Origin of the sequence: Azohydromonas aeria, from assembly GCF_009760915.1 — a bacterium.
Lineage (GTDB): Bacteria > Pseudomonadota > Gammaproteobacteria > Burkholderiales > Burkholderiaceae_C > Azohydromonas > Azohydromonas aeria.
Map to the genome: position 1 here is coordinate 15,607 of NZ_VIDQ01000050.1, position 23,622 is coordinate 39,228.

General features: G+C 68.0%; 18 protein-coding genes and 3 pseudogenes. 16 read left to right on the forward strand and 5 right to left on the reverse strand.

The genetic code is table 11. The features are described from left to right. Positions 1-3: 3 nt before the first annotated feature. The 6 genes from FJ694_RS24045 (at position 4) to FJ694_RS24070 (ending at position 7,794) form a co-directional block, all read left to right on the forward strand. Complete coding sequence (locus FJ694_RS24045) at positions 4-3,132, forward strand: efflux RND transporter permease subunit (RefSeq protein WP_157269857.1); 3,129 nt, start codon at positions 4-6, stop codon at positions 3,130-3,132. Continuing rightward, positions 3,129-3,464 carry a P-II family nitrogen regulator gene (locus FJ694_RS24050; protein ID WP_157269858.1) on the forward strand — a complete coding sequence of 112 codons (336 nt, stop codon included), beginning with the start codon at positions 3,129-3,131 and terminating at the stop codon, positions 3,462-3,464. Before FJ694_RS24045 ends, FJ694_RS24050 begins: the two co-directional genes overlap by 4 nt. A 3-nt stretch (positions 3,465-3,467) precedes the next feature. Next, positions 3,468-4,190: a ZIP family metal transporter gene (locus FJ694_RS24055; RefSeq protein ID WP_157269859.1), complete on the forward strand. Its 723-nt coding sequence runs from the start codon at positions 3,468-3,470 to the stop codon at positions 4,188-4,190. A 91-nt stretch (positions 4,191-4,281) separates the two neighbouring features. Further along, positions 4,282-6,864: a heavy metal translocating P-type ATPase gene (locus FJ694_RS24060; RefSeq protein ID WP_157269860.1), complete on the forward strand. Its 2,583-nt coding sequence runs from the start codon at positions 4,282-4,284 to the stop codon at positions 6,862-6,864. Between the two features lie 31 nt (positions 6,865-6,895). Continuing rightward, positions 6,896-7,261 (forward strand): hypothetical protein, encoded by a 366-nt coding sequence (locus FJ694_RS24065; RefSeq protein ID WP_157269861.1) that lies wholly within the window; start codon positions 6,896-6,898, stop codon positions 7,259-7,261. 218 nt (positions 7,262-7,479) lie between these two features. Beyond that, positions 7,480-7,794, forward strand: coding sequence for a hypothetical protein (locus FJ694_RS24070; protein WP_157269862.1), 315 nt, complete (start codon positions 7,480-7,482; stop codon positions 7,792-7,794). A 12-nt stretch (positions 7,795-7,806) separates the two neighbouring features. Here the strand turns inward: FJ694_RS24070 and FJ694_RS24075 are convergent, their stop codons facing one another. Beyond that, positions 7,807-7,980 (reverse strand): hypothetical protein, encoded by a 174-nt coding sequence (locus tag FJ694_RS24075; protein WP_157269863.1) that lies wholly within the window; start codon positions 7,978-7,980, stop codon positions 7,807-7,809. A 281-nt stretch (positions 7,981-8,261) separates the two neighbouring features. On the opposite strand from FJ694_RS24075, the gene FJ694_RS24080 reads away from it, so the two are divergent. The 5 genes from FJ694_RS24080 (at position 8,262) to FJ694_RS37830 (ending at position 10,695) form a co-directional block, all read left to right on the forward strand. After that, on the forward strand, positions 8,262-8,543 hold the full coding sequence (locus FJ694_RS24080; protein ID WP_157269864.1) for a hypothetical protein: 282 nt from the start codon (positions 8,262-8,264) through the stop codon (positions 8,541-8,543). Between the two features lie 63 nt (positions 8,544-8,606). Continuing rightward, entirely contained in the window at positions 8,607-9,083 is a 477-nt protein-coding gene (locus FJ694_RS37300) for a helix-turn-helix domain-containing protein (protein ID WP_232540208.1), read from the forward strand. Beyond that, positions 9,001-9,648 (forward strand): IS630 family transposase, encoded by a 648-nt coding sequence (locus tag FJ694_RS37305; RefSeq protein ID WP_232540209.1) that lies wholly within the window; start codon positions 9,001-9,003, stop codon positions 9,646-9,648. The genes FJ694_RS37300 and FJ694_RS37305 overlap by 83 nt, the downstream gene beginning before the upstream one ends. After that, a complete protein-coding gene (locus tag FJ694_RS24090; RefSeq protein ID WP_310735065.1) occupies positions 9,587-10,384 on the forward strand; it encodes a TolC family protein in 798 nt (265 codons plus the stop codon). The genes FJ694_RS37305 and FJ694_RS24090 overlap by 62 nt, the downstream gene beginning before the upstream one ends. A 44-nt stretch (positions 10,385-10,428) precedes the next feature. Continuing rightward, on the forward strand, positions 10,429-10,695 hold the full coding sequence (locus FJ694_RS37830) for a TolC family protein (RefSeq protein ID WP_310735064.1): 267 nt from the start codon (positions 10,429-10,431) through the stop codon (positions 10,693-10,695). 176 nt (positions 10,696-10,871) lie between these two features. Here FJ694_RS37830 and FJ694_RS24095 read toward each other — a convergent pair. Beyond that, positions 10,872-11,131 (reverse strand): annotated as a pseudogene (locus tag FJ694_RS24095) (MerR family transcriptional regulator); the annotation flags it as partial. 100 nt (positions 11,132-11,231) lie between these two features. On the opposite strand from FJ694_RS24095, the gene FJ694_RS24100 reads away from it, so the two are divergent. After that, the gene (locus FJ694_RS24100; RefSeq protein ID WP_157269865.1) at positions 11,232-13,163 is read left to right on the forward strand and encodes an FTR1 family protein; all 1,932 of its coding nucleotides are present in this window, start codon (positions 11,232-11,234) and stop codon (positions 13,161-13,163) included. Between the two features lie 77 nt (positions 13,164-13,240). On the opposite strand, the gene FJ694_RS24105 is transcribed toward FJ694_RS24100, so the two are convergent. Continuing rightward, positions 13,241-13,780, reverse strand: a complete 540-nt coding sequence (locus FJ694_RS24105) for a hypothetical protein (RefSeq protein ID WP_157269890.1) — start codon at positions 13,778-13,780, stop codon at positions 13,241-13,243. A 256-nt stretch (positions 13,781-14,036) separates the two neighbouring features. Between FJ694_RS24105 and FJ694_RS24110 the strand changes: the two genes are divergently transcribed. The 4 genes and pseudogenes from FJ694_RS24110 to FJ694_RS24125 form a co-directional block, all read left to right on the forward strand. Continuing rightward, positions 14,037-17,054, forward strand: a complete 3,018-nt coding sequence (locus tag FJ694_RS24110; RefSeq protein WP_157269866.1) for a heavy metal translocating P-type ATPase — start codon at positions 14,037-14,039, stop codon at positions 17,052-17,054. 44 nt (positions 17,055-17,098) lie between these two features. Further along, on the forward strand, positions 17,099-17,404 hold the full coding sequence (locus FJ694_RS24115) for a hypothetical protein (protein ID WP_157269867.1): 306 nt from the start codon (positions 17,099-17,101) through the stop codon (positions 17,402-17,404). A gap of 83 nt (positions 17,405-17,487) precedes the next feature. Further along, positions 17,488-18,603, forward strand: a pseudogene (locus FJ694_RS24120) (phage integrase family protein); the annotation flags it as partial. Between the two features lie 771 nt (positions 18,604-19,374). Continuing rightward, positions 19,375-19,980: pseudogene (locus tag FJ694_RS24125) on the forward strand (tyrosine-type recombinase/integrase); the annotation flags it as partial. Between the two features lie 25 nt (positions 19,981-20,005). On the opposite strand, the gene FJ694_RS24130 reads toward FJ694_RS24125, so the two are convergent. Together FJ694_RS24130 and FJ694_RS24135 are read right to left on the reverse strand one after the other, a co-directional pair. Then, a complete protein-coding gene (locus FJ694_RS24130; RefSeq protein WP_157269870.1) occupies positions 20,006-22,582 on the reverse strand; it encodes a Tn3 family transposase in 2,577 nt (858 codons plus the stop codon). Then, positions 22,528-23,202 carry a toll/interleukin-1 receptor domain-containing protein gene (locus FJ694_RS24135; protein ID WP_157269871.1) on the reverse strand — a complete coding sequence of 225 codons (675 nt, stop codon included), beginning with the start codon at positions 23,200-23,202 and terminating at the stop codon, positions 22,528-22,530. The genes FJ694_RS24130 and FJ694_RS24135 overlap by 55 nt, the downstream gene beginning before the upstream one ends. Between the last annotated feature and the right edge of the window lie 420 nt (positions 23,203-23,622).

Sequence of the window (23,622 nt, forward strand, 5' to 3'; positions counted from 1 at the left end):
ACCATGCTCAATGCGATTGTCGATGCCTCGCTGCGCTACAAGGTCCTGGTACTGGTTGCCTTTGCGGTGATCGTAGGCCTGGGCGTGCGCGCCTTTCAGCAAGTGCCGGTGGACGCCTTCCCGGACGTCACGCCGATCCAGGTCAACGTCTACACCGAGTCGCCGGGCCTGGCGGCCGAGGATGTCGAGAAGCTGCTCACCGCGCCCATCGAGGGCGCGATGGCCGGCCTGCCCGGCGTCGAGGAGGTGCGCTCCGTCTCGCTTTTCGGTCTGTCCTACGTCGGCGTCTATTTCAAGGACGACGTCGACATCTACTTCGCCCGGCGCCTGGTGGGCGAGAAGCTGCAGGAAGCCAAGGAGCGGCTGCCCCAGGGCTACGGCGAGCCGGTGCTGGGTCCCAACAGCTCCGGGCTTGGGCAGGTCTTCTGGTACACGATCGACTCGGCCGACAAGAAGCTCTCGGCCATGGAACTGCGCACGTTGCACGACTGGACGGTACGGCTGATCGTACGCACCGCGCCCGGCGTCGATGACGTCATCTCCTGGGGCGGCCAGGAAAAGCAGTTCCAGGTGCAGATCGACCCGCGCAGCCTCATCAAGTATGGGCTGTCGTTCAAGGAGGTCATGGAGCGGCTGACGGCCAACAACCGCCAAGTCGGCGGCCAGTACCTCAACGTCGGTGCCGAGCAGTACCTCGTGCGGGGCCTGGGCCTGGTGGGCAGCGTGGCCGACATCGAGTCGGTCATCGTGGCCGAGCGCAACGGTGCGCCGATCCACGTGCGCGACGTGGCGCAGGTCAAGGAGGCGCCTGCGATGCGCTTCGGCGCCGTCACGCGCAACGGCGAGGAAAGCGTGCTGGGCATGGCACTGGCACGCGTCAACGAGAACGCCAAGAACGTGGTCGACGCGGTCAAGGCCAAGCTTGCCACCGCGCAGGCCGCGCTGCCCAAGGGCGTGACGCTGAACCCCGTCTACGACCGCACGGAACTGGTGGAAAAGGCGCTCAAGACCGCCGAGAGCTCGCTCGTCGAAGGCGCACTCCTGGTGGCCGTGATCCTCTTCCTCTTCCTGGGCGAGATCCGCTCGGCCGTGGTCGTGATCGTCACGTTGCCGCTGGCCATGCTCATCGCCTTCGTGCTGATGCAGCAGTTCGGCCTGTCGGCCAACCTGATGTCGCTGGCGGGCCTGGCCATCGGCACCGGGATGATGGTCGATGGCGCCGTGGTGATGGTGGAAAACGCCTTCCGGCTGCTGGCGCATGCGCGCGAGTCCGGCCGGCCGGTGCACAAGACGCAGCTGATCCTGCAGGCCGCGCGCGAGGTGGTGAACCCGATCGCGTTCGCGATCCTGATCATCATCGTCGTGTTCATGCCGCTGTTCTCGCTCAGCGGCCTGGAGGGCAAGCTCTTCAAGCCCATGGCGCTGACCATCACCTTCGCCATGGCTGGCTCGCTGCTGCTGTCGCTCACGCTCGTGCCGGTGCTCGCCGCGCTGATCCTCAAGCCCAAGGAGGAGCGCGACACCTTCCTGGTGGCCCGCGCCAAGCGGCTGTACCTGCCGCTGCTGGACTGGGCGCTGGAGCGCAAGCGCCTGGTGGTCGGCAGCGCCGTCGTGCTGCTGCTGGCGTCGCTCGCCCTCTTCCCGTTCCTGGGCAAGGAGTTCATGCCGCAGCTGCAGGAAGGCGCAATCATGTTCCGCATCACCGGCATCCCATCGACCTCGCTGGAAGAGTCGATCCGGGTGTCGAAGGTGGTGGACGCCGAGCTGCGCCGGCAGTTCCCGCAGGTCAAGACCGTGCTGGCGACCATCGGCCGCGCCGAGAAGGGCGAAACGGCCGACGTGAACTACATGGAAGTGCTGCTGGAGCTCAAGCCGCAGGGCCAGTGGCCCGAGAAGCTCTCCTACACCTCGCTCGGGCGCCAGATGCAGGAGTCGCTGGAGGAGACGGTGCCCACGGCCGTGTTCGGCGCGACGCAGCCGATCCAGATGCGCGTCGAGGAGCTGATTTCCGGTGTCCGCGCGACGCTGGCCCTGAAGCTCTACGGCGAGGACCTGGGCACGCTGGACAGGCTCACCGGCCAGATCCAATCCGCGCTCAAGACCGTGCCCGGCGTGGCCGACCTCTCGGCCGAGGCCAACAAGGGCAAGCCGCAGCTCGTGGTCAAGGTGGACCGCCCCGCGGCGGCACGCCTGGGGCTCAATGCCGACGACATCCTGGAGGTGGTGCAGTCGGGCATTGGCGGCAGCACCGTCTCGACGCTGATCGAGGGCACGCGCCGCTTCGACATCGCCGTGCGCCTGGCCGACGACTACCGCTCGTCGCCCTCGGCGATCGCCGCGATCCCCATCCGTACCAGCAGCGGCGCCCTCGTGCCGTTCTCGCAGGTCGCCAGCATCGAGCTCGACGAGGGCTACTCGTTCGTGCGCCGCGAGGCCCTGCAGCGCTACGCGGTGCTGCAGATGGACGTGCAGGGCCGCGACGTGGACAGCTTCGTCAAGGAGGCCAACGCCAAGCTGCAGCAGGTGGTGAAGCTACCCGCCGGCTACTGGATCGAATGGGGCGGCGCATTCGAGAACCAGCAGCGCGCCATGGCGCGACTGGCGCTGATCGTGCCGCTGACCATCGGGCTGATCTTCATCCTGCTGTACACGGCGTTCAACTCGGTGCGCCACGCCACGCTGATCATTGCCAACGTGCCGTTTGCCGTCATCGGCGGCATCGTCGGACTGTTCGTCTCGGGACAGTACCTGTCGGTGCCCTCGGCCATCGGCTTCATCGCGGTGTTCGGCGTGGCCATGCTCAACGGCATCGTGCTGGTGTCGTTCCTCAACGGCCTGCGGCAACAGGGACTGGCTTTGCGCGACGCGGTGCGGCAGGGGGCAGCGCTGCGGCTGCGGCCCGTGCTGATGACGGCGTCCGTCGCCATCCTGGGCCTGGTGCCGATGCTGCTGTCCACCGGTGTCGGTGCCGAGACGCAGCGGCCGCTGGCGACCGTGGTGGTGGGTGGGCTCTTCACCTCGACGGCGCTGACGCTGCTGCTGCTGCCCCTGATCTACGAATGGGCCGAGGGCCGTGCCGAACGGCGCGCTGGCACCGGCTCCCACGCAACGTCACAAGGAGACGCGGCATGAAGGAAATCAAGGCCTATGTGCACGCACACCGCATCGGCGAGGTGATCGCCGCGCTCAAGGCCTCGACGGCCTGGGGCGCGGCCGACGGCGGGCAGCACAACCTCACGGTCTACGTCGTCAAGGGCTCGCTGGTGCCGATCAATGAGCAAGAGAAGCACTACTCGGTCGAACTCGGCGACGAGGTGGTCAACGAGTACAAGCTGGAGTTGCTGTGCGACGAGCCCCACGTCGGCGAGCTCGTCGCGATCATCCGGCAGGTCGGCCGCACCGGGCAGCCGCGCGCGGGCTGGGTGTACGTGACGGAAGTGCAGCAGGCCCTACCCATCGAGTAAGCCATGCATCCCGCGTTGCTCGTCCTGCTCTACACCCTGCCGGCGCTGGCAGTGGCCACGGCGGGCGGCGCGTGGGCCGCATGGCGAGCGCCTTCCGAAGCGCTCACGGCGGTCATCCAGCACTTCGCCGCAGGTATCGTGTTCGCAGCCACCGCGCTGGAACTGCTGCCCAAGGAAAGAACGGAGGCGGCGCTGCCGGTCGTGATCGGCTTTGCGCTGGGCATCGTGCTGATGCTGCTGGTGCGCCGGCTCTCGGGCGCGATCGAGAAGCGCGAGCAGGCACGCCGCTTCCCTGCGGGCATGCTGGCCGTCACGGCGCTGGACCTGCTCATCGACGGGCTGGTGCTGGGCATGGCGTTCGCGGCGGGCGAGAAGGCCGGCATCCTGCTCGCGGTCGCGCTCACGCTGGAGGTGCTGTTTCTGGCGCTGTCGGTCAGCGCGGCAATGTCCCGCTCGGGTGCGGGACGCGCGGCTGCCTTGGCCGTGGCACCGGCGCTGGCACTGATCCTGTGCGTCGCGGCGGTGCTGGGGCGGCTGTTCTTCGGCGCCTTGCCGCCATTTGCGTTTGCCGTGCTGCTGGGCATCGGCATCGTCGCGCTGCTGTACCTGGTCACGGAGGAACTGCTGGTCGAAGCCCACGAGGTGGCCGAGACACCTTGGTCGATCAGCGCCTTCTTCGTCGGCTTCCTGCTGTTCCTCGTCATCGAGATGGCGGTGGAGGCATAGGTGAGCCGGCGCCAATGCAATCCAACGGCTGTGCCCACAGATGAAGCGCATGGGCCCGCCCATGCCCTCGTCATGAAACCAGGAACCCAGGATGTCTGAAACGCTCAAGCTCAAGCTGGACCTGCCCTTGCTGCTACCCGAGGTGCCGCAGGCAAGGGATCGCTGCGTCACGCAACTGATCGACACGCTCAAGGGCAAGGAGGGCATCAGCGAAGCGCACATTTCCGAGGCGAACGACACGCCGCAGCTGTGCATTCACTACGACCCCAAGGTCATCGCACTGCCCCGCGTGCGTGAACTGGCACGGGCCACGGGTGCGCAGTTGACCGACCGCATCGGACACCTCGTGCTGCAGGCGATCCCGATGCATGCGCGCGCGGCCCGCACCCTCGCCGCAAAAGTGCAGGCGCTGCAAGGGGTGCTCGAAGCCGAGGTAACGCCCGGCGGCACGGTGCGTGTCGAGTTCTACAGGCAGCGCCTGGACGAGCCGGCGCTGAGGCAGCAGTTGCAGGCACTGGGCATCGGGGCTGAAACGCCTCACGCTCGCGAGGAATCTCATGCTCACCATGAGGACCACGACCACGACCACGACCACGACCACGACCATGGCCATGGCGCCGGGCATGCCCATGAGCACGGCGACAAGGCGCATGGGCATGCCGGACACGCGCATGCACACGGCGGCCTCTTCGGCGAGAAGTCCGAGCTGATTTTCGCCCTGCTCGCCGGCGTGGCCGTGTGCGCTGGGTGGGCCATCGAGCATTGGCAGTTGGCTGGCACCACAGCCAGCCTCGCCTGCTACGTCGTGGCCTACGTCCTGGGGGGCTGGTTCACCTCGCGCGAGGCCATCGAGAACATTCGGGCCAGGCGCTTCGAGATCGACACGCTGATGCTGGTGGCCGCGGCCGGTGCCGCGGCGCTGGGCAAGTGGGCCGAAGGCGCACTGCTGCTGTTCCTCTTCAGCCTGGGGCACTCGCTCGAACACTACGCGATGGGGCGGGCACGCCGTGCCATCGAGGCCCTGGCCAAGCTTGCCCCCGAGCGGGCGCTGGTCAAGCGTGACGGCGCCACCGTGGAAGTCGATGTCGCGGACCTCAAGGTGGGTGACGTGGTCGTCGTGCGGCCCAACGAGCGGCTGCCCGCAGACGGCTTCGTGGTAGCGGGACAGACCAGCGTGGACCAGGCGCCCGTCACTGGCGAGAGCATGCCCGTTGACAAGCGGCCCGTGCCGGATGCGCAGGCGGCGCTGAGCGGCTTCGACAAGCTGCCCGCGCAGCACCGGGTGTTCGCGGGCACGATCAACGGCGCCGGGGCCATCGAGGTCGTCGTGGCCAGGAAGGCCAGCGAGTCCACCATGGCCCGGGTGGTCCGGCTCGTGACGGAAGCCGAATCCCAGCGCTCGCCCACGCAGAACTTCACCGAGCGCTTCGAGCGGATCTTCGTGCCGGTGGTGCTGGCCACCGTGGCGGTACTGCTGTTCGCCTGGGTGGTGGTGGACGAACCGTTCTCGGCCAGTTTCTACCGTGCGATGGCAGTCCTGGTGGCGGCAAGCCCATGTGCGCTAGCCATCTCGGTGCCCAGCGCAGTGCTCAGCGGGGTGGCGCGCGCCGGGCGCGGTGGCGTGCTGGTCAAGGGCGGCGGGCCGCTGGAGAATCTGGGCACGCTGACCGCCATGGCCTTTGACAAGACCGGGACGCTCACCGAAGGCAAGCCGCGCCTGACCGACGCGGTCCCGGCCGAGGGCGTGCAGAAGCAGGAGTTGCTGGCGCTCGCCCTGGCCATCGAGGAGCACAGCGACCATCCCCTGGCTGCCGCGGTGGTCGCCGGTGCACGCGAGGCGCTGGGCGCCGGGCATGCGGTGCCCGCCGTGCAGGGCTTGCAGAGCATCACCGGCCGCGGCGTCACCGGCATCGTCGGTGGGCACCCGGTTCACATCGGCAAGGCCGCGTTGTTCGAGGACATCGGTGGTGCGGCCGTGCCGGCCGAGATGCGCAAGCACAACGAGCGGCTGATGACGCAGGGGCGCACCACCATGCTGGTGCGCCATGGCGAGCGGTATCTCGGGGTGCTGGGCGTCATGGACACGCCGCGCCCGGCCGCGCGTGAGGTCACGGCCGCGCTGCAGCGGCTGGGCATCAATCGGCTCATCATGATCTCGGGGGACAACCAGCGCGTTGCCGAGGCCGTGGCCCGGGAGGTCGGGCTCACGGAGGCGCGTGGGGACCTCATGCCCGAGGACAAGGTCCAGGCCATCCAGGCGCTGCGCGCCAGCGCCGGGAAGGTGGCGATGGTGGGCGATGGCGTGAACGACGCACCTGCCATGGCCAATGCAACCGTCGGCATCGCCATGGGCGCAGCCGGCTCGGATGTGGCGCTGGAGACGGCCGACGTCGCCCTGATGGCGGACGATCTGTCCCAGCTTCCCTTCGCCGTCGGGTTGTCGCGCCAGACCAGCCGCATCATCAGGCAGAACCTGTGGCTGAGCCTGGGGGTCGTGGCGGTGTTGATCCCCGCGACGATCCTGGGCCTCAACATCGGCACCGCGGTGCTGTTCCATGAGGGATCGACGCTCGTGGTGGTGATCAACGCGCTGCGCCTGCTGGGCTTCAAGCAGCCCACGACCAGGTCCGAAGTAACGGTGTCTCAAGCCGTTGCACGTCCGACGAGCAGTTGATTGCACAGCTCCATCAATGGAGGAAGTGACCGTGTCCATAACCGTGTTCGGCGCTTCGCACCGACCTGCAGCAGTGCTTGCGATCGTCGCCGCTGCGCTGCTTCAAGGCTGCTCGGCCGTTACCGCAGCGAAAGGCGCCTATGAACAAGGCTGGCGCGAGGCCCGCGTCGTTGATGTCGGCATCGGTGATAAGCCCATTGCAGGTCTCTCGAACGACTGCCGTATGCAGCCTTCCGCGACCGAGCCGAGGAGATTTGCGCTGTTGTCGTATCGAGAGGGCGCCCAGGGGCTTGCCCACTATGTCGCTGCCGTGCCTCAAGATCAGGCGGTCAAGGTCGAACGCATCTACCAGGTCAACGTGAAGGACTGCGGTTCCCGGTGGTACCGGGTCCGATAGCGGGCACGGGCAAGCATCCAGTGGATGCGTGGCGAGGTGCAGCTCCGAGGCATTGGACCTCAGAGAACACCAGACGACGGAAAGCCTCCCGGGCCTGGTCGCTGTCTCCCGGGCGCCCACGATGTGTTGCGTGACCTTGTGCGCCGCCATGGGAGGACTACATGGGTACGTCCGCTGATTCGAGCCCCTCGCGCTGGCTTGCCATGCTTGGAGCATGCATGGCAGTGGCACTGCTGCATGGCTGCACGGACCCGCCAGCCCTGAGGGACGCCTTTGACCGTGGATGGCGCCATGCCCGGGTGGTAATAGCCGAAGTCGGTGCAGAGCCAATTCCGCGCATTGTCAAGGACTGCCGCGCTGAACTCGCCCCCGATGTGCAAGGACGCTTTGCGGTGATCTCGTACAGCGATGGGGGACACCATTTCAACCATCGCTATGTCGCGCTCGTGCCGCCAGGCTTGGCCATCGACATGGCCGCTGTGTACCAGGTCAACATCAACGACTGCAACTCTGCCTGGTACCGGGTTCGATGACCACGTACGCGATCATCGCGAAGGGCGTTTGCCTTTTTTCTTTGGGGCCCGGCGCTGTTCCCGGCGCAAACGCTTGCGCGTTTTGTCGCGGATTTGCAAGTAGGCGCCGTAAGCGATGGCCACGATCAGAGCGATTGCACCGGAAACCAGCAGATATACAAAAGGCCGGTCGTGTGGATCAGACATTCGTGGATCTTCGCAACGGCAACGAGAAGGCCAAGTCCCTCGGCTACCAAGGCAAGAGCAGGCATGGCGACACGGAGGATCAATCAAAGGCGTCGGCCCCGACACCAGGGCCTGCGCAGTGGCCACGTGGCAGTCTACCTTGCGTAGCGGGAACCCAGCGAGACTGGACTGTGACGCGATCGGCGCCATCGGTGCCCGGTCGCTGAAAGTGGCTGCGTCGCAGCCGCATTACTGGACCAGGGCCGCCCACTAACGATCCATGATCGGGAAGTTTGTTGACTATGCCATCTCCCTTCAGCCTTCGCCGGCTCTGCGGCGTGCTGGTGTTGGCGCTGGCCGGCACGGCACAGGCGCAGAGCCTGACCGAGCTGTACCAAGCCGCTCGCGGCTTCGACGCTGCGTACCTGAGCGCGCGCGCACTGGCTGAGTCCGCACCTTACCGCGCCGCGCAAAGCGATGCACTGATGCGGCCCAATGCAGCCCTGTCTGGCAGCGATACGCGCACCGACACCACTACCGATGGCCTGTCGCGGGGCGTCATTCCAATACGTCTTCGCTGGTGAAAGAATGGCCGGGCCTGCCATCACGGAGACTGAGCCATGCCTCGAACAGCCAGCGGTAGTGAAGTGCTGGAGCAGGCGCAACAGGCGCTGCGCGAAGCCAAGACGGTAGAGGAGTTGCGCCAAGCGCAGGCCGTGGTGCTGCCTCTGCTGCTGGGTGTGTCCATTGAGCAAACGGCTGCGGTGCTTGGGGTGTCGGTGGGCTGGGCGTGTCAGCTGCGCCGGCGCTTCATCAGCGCGGGCCATCTGGTGCCACGCAAGCCTGCGCCGCCGCAGGGGCCACGTGCCTACATGAGCCGGGCCGAGGAAGCGGCGTTCCTGGCGCCGTTCATCGACCGCGCCAGCCAGGGGCAGATCGTGGTGGCAGCCGAGATCCGCGCTGCGTTCGAGCAGCGCGTGGGCCGGCGCACGGCGCCCTCTACGATCTACTACCTGCTCAAGCGCCACGGCTGGCGAAAGCTTGCACCCGACCGGGTGCATCCGCAAAGCAGCGCGCCAGCACAAAAGCGCTGGAAAAAAAAGGTTGCCCAGGAAGTTGGCTGAGCTGCAGGCGCGGCCTTGGCGCGGGGTGCCGGCACATGCCCCGTTGCGCGTGATGTTCCAGGACGAAGCCCGCTTCGGGCGCATCGTGGACATGCGCCGCTGTTGGTGCCCACGGCCCTTGCGCCCCGTGTGCCGGGCTATCGTGAGCCGCCAGTACACCTATGCCTACGCCGCGGTGTCGGTCGATGACGGACGACTCGACACGCTGGTGCTGCCTCACGTCAATGCCGAGTGCATGCAGCTCTTCGTCGATGAGCTCTCCCGGCGCCATCGCAGCGAGCGCGTGGTGCTGGTACTCGATGGCGCGGGCTGGCACCACCAGGCCGCGCTGCAGTGGCCTCCCAATGTGCGTCCCTTGCAGTTGCCGCCGTACTCGCCTGAGCTCAACCCCGTGGAGCATCTATGGGATGAGCTGCGCGAGAAGCACTTCCACAACCGCTTCTTCGACACCCTGGAAGAGGTCGAGGAGCACTTGGCTGACGCACTGGCCGGTCTTGAACGCGATGCTCAACGCGTTCAGTCCATCACTGCGTGGCCGTGGATCGTTGATTCACTTCCAAATTGAAATTGGAATCAATACCAAGCAGCTGTCCCTCAGCGCACGCCAGCCGCTGTTCAATCGGGCCAACGCCGTTACCATCGCCCAGTCGCGGCGCAGCCTGGAGGCTTCGCTGGCCGAGCTGCAAGTAGCCGAGCAGGACCTGATCGTACGCGTGGCGCAGGCCTATTTCGACGTGCTGTCGGCTCAGGACACGCTGACCACCACGCGCGCGAACCAGACCGCCATCGCCGAGCAGTTGGCCGCGGCCAAGCGCGGCTTCACACTCGGCACCGCCACCATCACCGACACGCGCGAGGCGCAGGCGCGCTACGACCTCGCTAGGGCACAGGAGATCGCTGCCGAGAACGACCTGCGCACCAAGCGCGACGCGCTGGACCAGCTTGTGGGCCGCAGCAGAGTGCAGCCGCAGCCGCTGCGCCAGCCTGTGCAGTTGCCCGACGTGCTCGCGCCCGAGTGGATCGAGCCCTGGATCGACGCGAGCAGCATGCTGAACCCGCAGGTGCAGCGCGCGCAACAGGCGCTGGAAGTCGCACAGTTGGAGACTGAGAAGGCCCGCGCCGGCCACCTCCCTACGGTCGATCTGGTGGGATCGGTTTCGCGCGTTCAGACGCAAGTGAATTCCCGCAGCGCCACCCTGGGCCTGCAACTCAACTTGCCGCTGTACGCTGGCGAAGCGATCCAGAACCGTATTCAGGAAACGCTGCACCTGCAGGACAAGGCCCGCAACGATCTTGATTAGCGCAACGAAGTGCCGCGCTGACCACGCGCCAGCTGTGGGCCACCGTGCAGGCGGGCCGTGCGCAGATCCAGGCGCTGGAAGCGGCCGAATCCTCCAGCCGCCTGGCACTGGAAGCGACACAGATGGGTTACCGCGTGGGTGTGCGCGTCAACCTGGACGTGCTCAACGCCCAAACCCAGCTCTACACCACGCAACGCGACCTCGCTCGCGCGCGCTACGAACTCCTGCTCAACGCCCTGCGGCTGCGCCAGGCCGCCGGACTGCTGGAGCCCGGCGACCTGCAGCCGGTGGAAACAATGCTGGTGCGGTGAGGCTGGCGCGCTGCGCAGTTCCGAGCTCAAGTGCCGCTACATCAAGCCCACGACAACCAACACGGGGCTTACCATTTCAGCTGACTTCCATGACGATCCCGGCACGGATCGCGCGGCCGGTGCTCCCGTTGTGCCGAGCTCACTTACCTGGGCAACGGTCTACAGCTCGCTGGCTCAATGTGCTTGTCCAGCAGCGCGTTGACCTCGGCACAGTTGTCCTGTGGCGCGTCCATGTAGCACAGCAGCTCCCGGAGCTCGCCGAGCGTCATGTCCAGCTTGCGGCAGTGCCGCACGAAGGCCAGCCGCTGCACGTGTTCGAGGCCGTAGATGCGGTAGTTGCTTGCCGTACGGGCGGCGGCAGCAGGCCCTCGTGTTCGTAGAAGCGAATGCTCTCCACGGCCGTTCCTGTCTGGCTGGCCAGCTCACCGATCTCCATGATCTGGCCCAAGCAAGAAAAAACCACGACCGCTTGACTCTATACCTGCTACAGGGTTTTCAATGACGGAGAACGAGAATCATTTCCGATGAAACCGATGATGACGCGAATTCTTGGTGCCCTGCTGGCGTTGTGCCTCATGGCCCTTCCTGCGCTGGCCCAGCAGACAACGTCCGAAGCCGCGGTGCGGCAGGTGTGGCAACTGCTGGACTACGTGGGCGTGGACTATGGAGGCGCCGTTGCCGGCGGCAAGGTGGTCAGCGAGACGGAGTACACCGAAATGCGCGAGTTCGCGGCCAATGCGCTGCGCCAGGCGCAGAACCTGCCGGACAGCAGCGCGCGGCAGCGGCTGGTGGAGGCGGTGGCGGGATTGCGCGATGCCGTCGAGCGACACGCCGACAGCACGGAAGTGGCCAAGCTGGCGCGGCAGGCCGGTGAGCTGCTGCTGGCGGCGTATCCGGTACCCGTGGCACCAAAGGCGCTGCCAGACCTGCAGCGGGGTGCCGCGCTGTACCAGGCGCAGTGTGCCGGCTGCCACGGGACGAGTGGAGGCGGGGACGGTCCGTTGGCCGCCCGGCTGGACCCCAAGCCCGTGGCCTTCACCGATCGCGAGCGCGCTGGCTCCCGAAGCGTGCTGGCGCTCTACCAGATCGTCACGCAGGGCGTGGCCGGTACCGCCATGCCGGACTTCGCCAGCCTGCCCGAGGCGGATCGCTGGGCGCTGGCCTTCTACACCGGCACCCTCTCGCACGACACGGCCATGCGCGAGCGCGGCGCAGCGCTTTGGAAAAGCTCGCAGGCGGCCCGGACGCAATTCGGCGACCTCGCCGCAGTCACCACGCTGACCGAGGGCACTGCGGCCACGGCCCTGGGCGCCGATGACGCCCGGGACGTGACGGCCTACCTGCGCGCGCATCCCGAGGCGGTGTCCGCGGGCAAGCCGGCAGGCCTGGCGCTGGCGCGCTCGCAGCTGCAGCGCAGCGTGGAAGCAGCACGTGCGGGCGACATGTCGGCGGCGACGCAGCTGGGACTGTCGGCGTACCTGGACGGATTCGAGCCGATCGAGCCCACGCTGTCCGCTCGCAACAAGCCGCTGATGGCCCAGGTCGAGGCACGGATGCTGGCCTACCGCGCGGCGCTGGCCGCGGGTGACGTCGGCAAGGCGGCTGCGGTGGCCCAGCAGCTCGACGCGGTGTTCGCGCAGGTGGAGGCCGAGCTCGGTGCAGGCGCGGCAGACGCCTCGACGACCTTCCTGGGCGCGCTGACGATCCTGCTGCGCGAGGGCGTCGAAGCGCTGCTGGTCATCGTGGGCATGCTGGCCTTCCTGCGCAAGGCGCAGCGCCCCGATGTCGTGCGGCATGTGCATGCGGGCTGGATCGCCGCGCTGGCAGCCGGCGGCGCGACCTGGGCCGTGGCCACCTACGTGGTGGGCATCAGCGGCGCGAGCCGCGAGGTGACGGAAGGCTTGTCGTCGCTGTTCGCCGCCCTCGTGCTGCTGGGGGTCGGGCTGTGGATGCACCAGAAGAGCAGTGCCGGGCGCTGGCAGGCCTACCTCAAGGACAAGCTGTCGTCCGCGATGTCGCGCCGTTCGGCCTGGGCGCTGTTCGCACTGGCCTTCGTCGCGGTGTACCGTGAAGTCTTCGAGACGGTGCTGTTCTACTCGGCGCTGGCAGCCGAGGGCAACGGCGGCGCGTTGCTTGCGGGCTTGGTCACGGGCGTCGCCATCCTTGGTGTCATCGCCTGGGTGTTGCTGCGCACCAGCTCCCGCATGCCGATCGGCAAGTTCTTCTCGATCAGCTCGATCCTGGTGGCGGCGCTGGCCGTGGTGCTGGCGGGCAAGGGCGTGGCGGCCCTGCAGGAGGCGGGATGGGTCTCCGTCAGCCCCATCGCGTTGCCGCGTGTGGAGGTGCTGGGCATGTTCCCGACCGCGCAGACGATGGCCGCCCAGGCCATCGTGCTGGCCATCGCGCTGGCCGGCTTCTGGCTCAACACCACGGGAGGCCGCCGGGTACGCGCACCCAGTGGCGTCTGACGCGTAGGGCGGTTGCCTGGCCGTGGCGCAGTTCACGGCCTCGCCGCAGGCTGGGGCCAGCGGCGGCCCCGGTGCGTTTACTTCGCAGGCGGTGGCGCCTGGTTCATCCACTGCTGATGCCACATCATGTGGTCCATCATCATCTGCTGCATCGGCATGTACCGGTCCATCATGTACTGGCGCTGCTTCATCTGCTCCGGCGTCAGGCTGGAGTAGTAGCCCTGCATGTGGTTCCAGCCCATCATCGGGCCACCCATCATCCCTTGGTTGCCCATCATCTGGCCTGCGCCGCCCGTGCAGCAGGCCATGGCTCCGCCGGGGCCCCACATCGAGTGCATCGCGGACATCGCGGCCTGCATGCTGCTCCAGTGTTCCTGCAGCAGCCTTTGACGTTCCTGGGGATCCTGCGTGGCGCGCATGCGATCCATCTGCGCCTGCATCTTGCGCATTTGCTCCTGTGCCTGTGCGAACTGCCTGTCGAATTCGGCCGGGTTGGGGGCGGCAGGCTGGGCCTGCGCAGCGCTGCCTGTAGTGCCTGGGGTACTGGCCTGTTGCTGGGCGCATGCGGGCAGGACCAGCGCTGCGGCAACAGCCAGCGCAACAAAGCTTTTCGACATGCTCGGCTCCGGGTTCAAAGCGATGGCAGCCATGAACGAGGCCAGTACCGCTGCGACAACGTAGATGGCTGACCCGATTCTTTTCCTGCGCGGCCCGTGCGGGTTGATCCTGCTCAATTGCTTGACATCTCCAGTCCCCGGTAGGTCCATCGCTTCTTGGGTTGCCCCTGCCTTGCCAAAGGGCACGGCTGCATGCCGTTTGACTCTGTAGCCGCTTCATGGTTTTCAATACCGTGAAACCCGGACAAGAGTGCCCATGAAAACCCATCAAGAAAGCCCCGCGGGCGCCGGCGCAACTGCCATCGACCTGCATGCGCCAGGCAGGGATGGCGCTTCGCTGGCCGTCTTTCGTATCCCGAACATGGATTGCCGCTCGGAGGAGCGGGCCATCCGGGATCGGTTGGCAAGCCTGGCGCAGATCCGTGACCTGTCCTTTGACCTGCCTGGGCGCCAGCTCAGCGTGACCCACTCGCTGGCATCGCCGCAGCTGCTCATCGAGGCGCTGCACGAGATCGGCATGCAGGCCTCGCTGGTACTGCCTGAAGTCGCCAGCGTCGGCTCATGCGGTGCCTGCTGCACGTCGGCCTGTGGCAGCCCGGCACCGGCGGCCCCAAGGGACGTCCTCACCATCGCGAACATGGACTGCCGATCCGAGGAGGCCGCGATCCGCAGCCGCCTGGACCAGATCCAGGGCATCAAGGCATTGGAATTCGACCTCGCCACCCGTCGCTTGACGGTGGAGCACACCCTGCCGTCGGCGCAGCCGATCCTGGCGGCGCTGCAGGAGATGGGCATGCAGGCCCGTCTGGGTGACGGAGCCGCAGGGCCGCAAGCCGATGTCCACGAGGAGCCGGCTGCCGGCTGTGGTCCCTGCGGCAAGCCGGCCCTCATGCCTGCGCCGGCCGCCAGCGGCAACACGCTGCAGCTGCTCGTCACCAACATGGACTGCCCCACCGAGGAGGCGTTGATCCGCAAGCGCCTGGGCAAGGTCGAAGGCATCGACCGGCTGGACTTCGACCTGATGAACCGCCGCTTGGCGGTGCAACACCGGCTGCCCGATTCCAAGCCGGTGCTCTCGGCTCTGCGCGACATCGGCATGGACGCCACGGTCGAGCGCGAGGCCGGCGCGAGTCCGAAGGGCCAGGCGACCTACCTGATCGAGCAAATGGACTGTCCCACCGAGGAAGCCATGCTGCGCAAGGCGCTGCAGGGCATGCCTGGGGTCGGTACGCTGCAGTTCGATCTGATGAGCCGCACGCTCACGGTCAGCCACGATCTGCCTGATGAAGCGCCGATCACGGCCGCCATCGAGCGGTTGGGCATGGCGCCCGTGCTGCGCGACCGCAGCCAGCCGGCCCCTGCGGTCACGCGCGAGTTCGGCGCGGGAATCTCCAGGGCCGAGTGGCTGCGCATGGGCGCTGCCGGCATCCTGGCCATCGGTGCGGAAGCGATGGCCTACGCCGGACTGGGCGAGTCGTCCTGGCCGGTGGTCGGGGCGTCGCTGGCCGCCATTGCGCTGGGCGGCACACAAACCCTCAAGAAGGGCTGGATCGCGCTTCGCACGCTGTCGCTGAACATGAACCTGCTGATGACGATTGCCGTCATCGGCGCGGCCCTGATCGGGCAGTGGCCTGAGGCAGCGGTCGTCATCTGGCTGTTCGGCATCGCCGAGATGATCGAGGCGCTGAGCCTGGACCGCGCGCGCGACGCGATCCGCGCGCTGATGCACCTGGCCCCCGAGACGGCCCTCGTCAGGCAGCCCGACGGGCGCTGGGAAGAAGTACGCGCAGAAAGCGTCCCCTTGGGCGCACTGGTGCGGGTACGCCCGGGCGAGCGCATTGCGCTGGACGGTGTGGTGGTCTCCGGCGGTTCCTCGGTCAACCAGGCACCGATCACCGGCGAGAGCATGCCGGTGGAGAAAAGCCCGGGAGATACGGTTTTCGCCGGGACGATCAACGAGCGCGGCGTGCTGGAGTTCGAGGTGCGCTCGCGCAAGGGCGACACCACGCTGGACCGCATCGCGCGTTCGGTGCAGGAGGCGCAGGGCCAGCGCGCACCTACGCAGCGCTTCGTCGATCACTTCGCCAGCATCTACACCCCGGCCGTCTTTGCCCTGGCGGTCGCCGTGGCGGTGATTCCGCCGCTGTTCTTCGAGGGGGCCTGGTTCGACTGGGGTTACAAGGCGCTGGTGATGCTGGTGATCGCCTGCCCCTGCGCTCTCGTGATCTCCACCCCGGTCACCGTGGTCAGCGGGCTGGCCGCGGCCGCGCGCCGCGGGATCCTGGTCAAGGGCGGCCTGTACCTGGAGCAGGGCCGGCTACTGCGCGCGGTCGCGCTGGACAAGACCGGCACGCTCACGCACGGCCGCCCGAGCCTGACCGATACCGTGGCGCTGGGCGCCCTGTCGCAGGACGAGGCCCTGCGCGTGGCGGCGAGCCTGGACGCGTTGTCCGAGCATCCGGTCGCCACGGCCATCGTGAGCGCCTACGGGGCCCGGCCGCACGCCGTGGTGCAACGCTTCGAAGCGCTGGCCGGCCGTGGCGTGAAGGGTGACATCGACGGCGTGACCTACTACATCGGCAACCAGCGGCTCGCCGACGAGCTGGGCGTGGCCGATGATCGGGTGCGCGAAGCGCTTGAGCGCCTGGAGGCCCAGGCCAAGACCGCGGTCGTGCTGGCCACGGCAAGCCAAGCGCTGGCCGTTCTCGCGGTGGCGGACACCGTGCGCGAGAGCAGCAAGCAGGCTGTGGCGGAGCTCAAGCAGCTCGGCGTCGAGCCGGTCATGCTCACGGGCGACAACCGCAAGACGGCCGAGGCCGTCGCCGCGCGGGTCGGCATCACGGACGTTCGCGGCGAGTTGCTGCCGCACGACAAGCTCGCGGCCATCGAGCAGCTGGCTTCCCGGGCGCCGGTGGGCATGGTCGGCGATGGCGTGAACGACGCGCCGGCACTGGCCAAGTCGAACATCGGCTTTGCCATGGGTGCCGCAGGCACTGATACCGCCATCGAGACGGCCGACGTGGCACTGATGCAGGACGACCTGCGCAAGCTGCCGGAGTTCATCCGGCTGTCGCGCCGCGTGGGTGGCGTGCTCAAGGCCAACATCACGTTTGCCATCGGCATCAAGGCCATTTTCCTGGTGCTGGCCTTTACCGGGTATGCCAGCCTGTGGCTGGCGATTCTGGCCGACATGGGCGCCAGCCTTGCCGTGGTCTTCAACGGCCTGCGGCTGCTGGGCGCTCGAACGCAGCAGCCCGGGGCGTCAACCCTGTAGTCGCTCCACTTCCCGGCATGCGCCGCTAGCTCCTGGTCTTTCTCATGGCACTCCTGCCGCTGCAGCCCGCGTGGCGCAGTCGGGGGTGGCCGCGGAGCTGGCCCAGGCGCACGCAGGCGCTGGTGACGCTGGCCGTGCCGCTGCCGGGGTCCGACGCCTGGCACGGCGCGGAGCTGGAGGCGCTGCGCCGCCAAGAGCAGGCCCGCTTCGGGCTTGATGCCGCCACGCTGCGCCTGCGCGCGGACGTGGCGCGTGCCCACGAGCGGCCGCAGGCCGCCGTCACCGAGGTGCGCACGCTGCGGGACGAGGTGCTGCCCGGCGCGCAGAGCGTCTTCGACGCCTGTGATTGACATCGCAGCCGCACCGTTTCACTGGACTAATCAAATAATTTACCTTATCGGATCAGCGCCGTCGCGGGCCTAAACTGGGTCGCGTGAAAACACGACGGTCCACCGTCAAGCCTGTCCAAGAGCAACCGCCGCTGGAGCTGCCCGACGCCGCGGCACTGTCCGCCCTGCGAGCTTGGCACGAGGGCCTGTCCTCGCGCGACGCCGTGGCGCGCTTCATCCCCGAGCGGCGGCCTGCCGGCGGCTCCTCGCGCTCCGTGATCGGCCACATTCGCCGGCAACTCGCCGCCTTCGCGGCCAGCCGCCAGCGCGACGATCTGGCGCGGGTCTTCACGGGCACGGCGCGCAAGGGCGCCGCGGCCGCGCGCACCGTCGCGCAGGCCGTCGAGGCGCTGCGCAACACCCCGATGCCGCAGCCGCTCATCGGCGACGACGTGGGCCGCTGGCTGCCCCCGCGCGTGGCCGCGGTGCTGCGCAAGGCGGGCATCAGGACGCTGGCCGAGCTCACGCTACGGGTGCCACGCCGCCGGCGCTGGTGGAGCGGCATTGCCGGGCTGGGTCCGGCCATGGCAACGCAGGTCGAATCCTTCTTCGCCGCGCATCCCGAGCTCACCGAGCGCGCCCGCGCCCTGGTGGCCGTGCCGCCGCAGGGCGACGTGCGGCCCTGGGAGCACATCGCCGTGCCGGCCGATGTGGATGGCACCCAGGGCGCCTTCCGCGCGCCGCGCGCGTCGTGCTCGCTGCGGGCCAACAACGACTACGAGGCCGTGCAGTCGTGGTTGTCGCTGCACGAGGCGCCGGCCACGCAGCGTGCGTATCGCAAGGAGGCCGAGCGGTTGCTGCTCTGGGCCATCGTCGAGCGCGGCGTGGCGCTGTCCTCGCTCACCACCGAGGATGCCGTGGCCTACCGCGCGTTCCTACGCCACCCGGCGCCGCGCTCGCGCTGGATCGGCCCCGCCACGGCACGCTCCTCGCCGCTGTGGCGGCCCTTCACTGGCGGGCTTTCGCCGCGCTCCACGGCCTACGCGCTGTCGGTGCTCAGCGCGATGTTCCGTTGGCTTATCGACAAGCGCTACGTGCTGGCCAACCCCTTCGCCGGCATCCGGGTGCGCGGCACGCGAGCAGCCGGGATGGACACGACGCGAGGGCTCTCCAGCGCCGAGTGGGGACTGGTGCGCACCGTCGCCGATGGGCTCTGTTGGCGGCGGTCTAGAAACGCGGTTTTCTGGCGGTGAGGGCGCGCTTTTCGGCGACGAGCTTTGAAGGAGCCCGCCACCCTTGCCGCCCTGCAGGGCGGCAAGGGTGGCGGAACCAAGCGTTCAAGCTGGGGGCGTGCAGCCCGTGGGCGTTGACAGCGCGCGAGACCTGCGGCCCGCTACGAACGCTGCCATGCCGCCCACGTCCGACTCCGCCCGGTTCTTCCTCTGCGCCCGCTGCCAAGCACAGGTTCTGGTGTGCCGGCACTGCGACCGCGGCCAGCACTACTGTGGCCGTGAGTGCTCCGGCCAGGCTCGACGCGAGCGCCGCCGCGAGGCGGCCCAGCGGTACCAGGGCAGCCCACGCGGACGGCAGCTTCATGCCGAGCGCTCGCGGCGCTGGCGCGCGCGCCAGCAGGCTACGGCGCCGCTCATCACCGAAGCCGTCCTGGGCGAAGACGCCGGCACCGTGACGCACCAGGGTGGTTTGGCAACCCAGGTTGACGGGCCAGCCTCCGCCACGGCGATGCCGGCCGTTGCAGCGCCCCTCCGGTGGCGTTGCAGCTGCTGCCGGCAGCCGCTCACGCCCTACATGCGCCGCAGCTTCCTTGTCCGCACACGGGGCCGCGACGGCATTCCCTGATCCGCGCCGCCGGATGGTGGCGGCTACAGCTCGCCGACCTGGTGTCGGCGCGGAGCGTCGTGCGCCGGTAGCCTGGGTCCGCGGCCGCAGAAAAACGCGTCGTCACCGCCAGAAAACAGCGGATTTACACCGCCGCCAACAGGCTCGAATGGTCGTACGGGTGGGAGCCGCGCGCGGCGCAGCGCATGCGCTTCGTGCTGGACTTTGGCTTCGGCACCGGGCTGCGCGCCAGCGAGCTGGTGGGCGCTACGCTGGGCAATATCGAGATCGACGCCGGCGGCGATGCCTGGCTGCATGTGGTCGGCAAGGGCAGCAAGGCCGGCAAGGTGGTGCTGCCCCTCATCGCGCGCGGCGCGCTGGAGACTTACCTAGTGCAGCGCCGACTGCCAGTGAGCCCGGCGAAGTGGGACCCGCGCACGCCGCTGCTGGGCAGCCTCGACGGCGAAGCCGGCATCACCGCCAGGCGGCTGTGGGCGGCGATGAAGCGCTTCTTCGCGACGGCGGCCGCGGTGCTCGCCGATGTCAACACGGCGCTGGCCGAGAAGCTGGGCCGGGCCTCTCCGCACTGGCTTCGCCACAGCCACGCCTCGTTTGCTCTTGAGTCCGGCGCCGACCTGACCACGGTGCGCGACAACTTGCGCCACGCGTCAGTGTCCACCACGTCGCTGTACCTGCACACCGACGACGAGCGCCGTGCCAGGCAGATCGGCGCGGCGTTTTCTGGTCACGGCAAACGGTGATATTCCCACCTCAAAACGCACCGATTTACATGGCCAAACTGCTATCGCCGTAATTCAAATTTACGTAAGTCCTTGTCCCGTAACGGGTTCTAGACCCTAAGCGCACCTTTTTGCACCGAAAGTCTGTCCACCCCATCACCTGCGCCGCCGACACGCGGCCACTGCGAATCGATGCGGCCAGGCGCAGCAGCTCCGGCCAGCCGCGCTCGATGGCCTTGAGGGAAACGCGCCGCTCCGTCACGGCATCAAGCTCTTCGGGAATGAGGTACGGCCTGGGCAGAAAAAGCTTTCGCTCCGCCAGGTCACGCAGGCGCGGACACAGGTCGAACCCCAGGATCTTCGCGATGCCCATCGCGGCGTCCGTCCAGCCGTGGGTATCGCAAGCAACCAATGACAGCCGGATGCGGTCCTCGACGCGGTTGTGCTGCTCGACGCCCTCGATGGCCGCGCCCGCCTGGCGCTCGCCCAGCACGATGGGCTGGTCGTAGACGATCCCCCAGCGGTCACGCAGGTGGGTGTAGATGCCCGCGGCATAGGTGCGCCGGCGCGGATCGACGCGTGCGTTCCAAAGGTGCCGTGACGCATCGAGCGCAAGCATGTCGCTCGACGCCTTGTCGCCTTCGCCCCAGAGTGCCGCCAGCGGGATTCGGCTCTGGAACTCGGCCACGCGCTCGTTGGCGCGGCGCAGCCGGCCGCTGCCTTCGATGGCGCGCATGGCCACCAGGACCTGTGCGGCGTCCAGCTCGGGAATCATGTGCGCCACGCCCCGGGCATCGAGGTCCGTGCCGTGCGCCAGCAGCGCACCGTACACCGCAAGGAGCTCCTGCGAGGAGGTTGCCCGGTGTCCGAGCAGCGCGTCGCTGAAGTTGGTGGCGGCGTCCACCTCAAGCATCAGCTCAGGCAACTGGACGTCCCCGATGCGCTGGTAGATGGCCTCACGGGTGCGCACCGGCTCGCCGTCGTCGGGCAGTGCCAGGAGGGCCGGCAGATGCAGCATGCGATCCGTGCCGATCTCCACCTTGCCCACGCGCAGGGCTTCCACGACGGCCTGCATGCCCGCGTGGATGGCCGCCACCAGCGGCATCAGCAGCGCGTCGAACGATTCCGGCACGCCCAGCAGCTCCACATGCTCGCGCTGCTGCAGTGCCCACTGCTGTGGCGGGATGAGCAACTGCTCGCGGCTCTGGAAGCTCATGGAATGGTCGATCCATACCGAGCCGCGCCGCAGGCTGCGCCGCAGTGCCAATATCGTGCTGGCTTCGAAGGCCCGCCAGCCGGCCTTGCGGTCCGGGTGGTGCACGAGGCCTCTCCATGCCGCTCCAACGTCCGGCAGTTCGTCGCGCCCGACTTCCTTGTGGCCGGGACGGGCACGCAGAGCCGTCCACGCCTGCCATTGTGTGAACCCGGCGTCCTTGAACCCTCCCTGGAACTCCAGGCTTGAGAGCACGTCGAGACAGGCATGGACACGGGTCGAGTCCTCGGCCAGTGCCTTGCGTACCCGCGATGCGAAGCTGACCGGCACGGCATCGCCGACCGCAGCCAGCAGCTCCTGCGCCTGCAGCACGCGTTCCTCCCAGGACTTGGCGCCGTCGTGCAGCACCGCCTTGGCCAGGGCGGCCTGCCGCAGTTGGCTCGCGCTTTCCTGGGCGTGCCGGGTGCGGGCACGCTCGGCCGCCGAGCGCACGAGTTGCTGTGCGCGCCGGCTGGCCAGATGCAGCGCCGTGTCGGTGAGCTCCAGCAGCGTCACGCGCAGGAAGCACACCACCTCGACGAGCTGCGCGGCGAGCTTGATGTCGCGGGACCGGTAGGGCCGCCGGGCCTGGATCTGTCGCGCGTAGGCTTGCTGCCGTGCCAGCACGACGCCGGAGAGATCCCATTCGTGCACGCCAAGGCCCTTGAGATAGCGCACCTTCTCCATCGTCTCGGCCAGCGTGGTGGGACTGTGGCGCCTGGGCGGCGTCTTGAGCCACTCAATGCGGCTGACATCCGTGCCGGGCCGCGGAGCGTGGACAGCCAGCAGCAGCTTCGCAGCCTTCGCGCGGCCCACGGCATCGGCCACGCAGATCACGATCTGCGTCTCGATTTTTGCGAAGGCATCGCGCGCCCAGTCCAGCAGCCGGCGGCTCGACGGAATCAGGATGCGGCGGGTGAACAGCCAGTGCCTGGCCGCCTGCACCAGATCGTCGGTGTGCGCGGCATCCTGCGCCTGTACCTCCAGCGCCGACACGAGGTCTTGCTCCTGCGCGGGTTCGAGCGCGGTGAGGCCGAGGTATTCCTTGGCCCAACGCTGGTGAGCGAAAAGGGTCTGCTTGCGCCGATAGGTGGATCGCAGGCTGGCGATGGACGGGGCCGCCACGCCGAGGGCGCCGGCCGCGTAGCGCAGCAGGTTGCGCGGCAGGACAGTGAAGCCATCCAACGGACGACCGGCCACACGCATGAACAGCACCATCAACGCCGCGGCCAGCTGGTGCCCTTCCCGGAACTGCTCCTTCACAGCCTCGACGTCGGCCTTGGTGAGCGAGAAGAAATGCTCGCGGTCGAAATCGCTCAGCCGCCCCGGCAGGCAGTCGCATCCAACGAAGCGATCGGCAAATGCGGACATCGCTGCCTCGGCGCAGGAAGTGGGGTGCCGACTCTACTGGGTGGAAGTGGGGGCCGCCATCGGTCAACAGCTGGCTGAAACCGTGGCTGGTGTTTCTGAGCCGACTCGGTCTGAGTCGAGAAATAAGTAATAACCCTAAATAGCTTGAAGGCAACTGGACGTAACCACAAGCGCACCTTTTTGCACAAGGAGTCCGTCCACCCCGTGTCCCAGCGGTCGGTCGCCAGCACGACGGCCTGGCAGCTTGCGAAGGCGCGCAGCGCAGCGGGCAGCTCCTGCGGCTGCGGCATGCGGGCGCCCTCCAGCAGCACCGGGATCACAGGCTTGCCGTGGGCCAGCGCCAGCTCGATCTCGCGCCGCACGAAGTCCTGCGGATCGTCGAGCCGGCGCCGCCCGTCGCTGCCGCTCGCCTGCAGCCAGCGGGGACCGACCAGGGCCAGCACCACCGTCGCGCTGGCCAGTGCGCGCTCCAGCGTCTGGACGAAGTCCGCGCCCGGCACGATGTCGCCCACGTCGAGGAACACGCGGTCGGCGCCGAACTCGGCGAGCAGCCGGTCGGCGAGCCGTCCCATCGCGGCAGGGCAATCCTGCCGGCGGTAGCTGATGAAGATGTCGGCCACGAAAGGGAACCCGGCAATCATCCGGTTGGTACCGGGCTCGGAATCTTGCCGCATTGCCTGTGCCGTCCGGCCGCTCCAGCGCATTGCACGGCATGGTGGCCCATGCCCCGCGCCTTGCGGCGGTCCAGGTTCAGTTCCGGTGAATGGGATCGACCCAGGGCAGTGGGTGTCGGCGCGCCCTAGAAGCAAGCCATGTTTTCGCTCTCCTCAATCGGTGCCAGCGTCATGCTGTTTCAGCGTAGCTGCGGCGCCAGAGCCTATAGACTTGGTGTACTTCACTGACGACTTGGCTGCACTCGGGCCTGCCGACGCAGTACCAGCAGGCCCACGCGTTCATCGACGAAGCACTGGCGCTGCTGAGCGTGCCCAAGGACCGCTTTTATGCGCACCGGGTATCCACGGCGTGGACGACAACGAGGC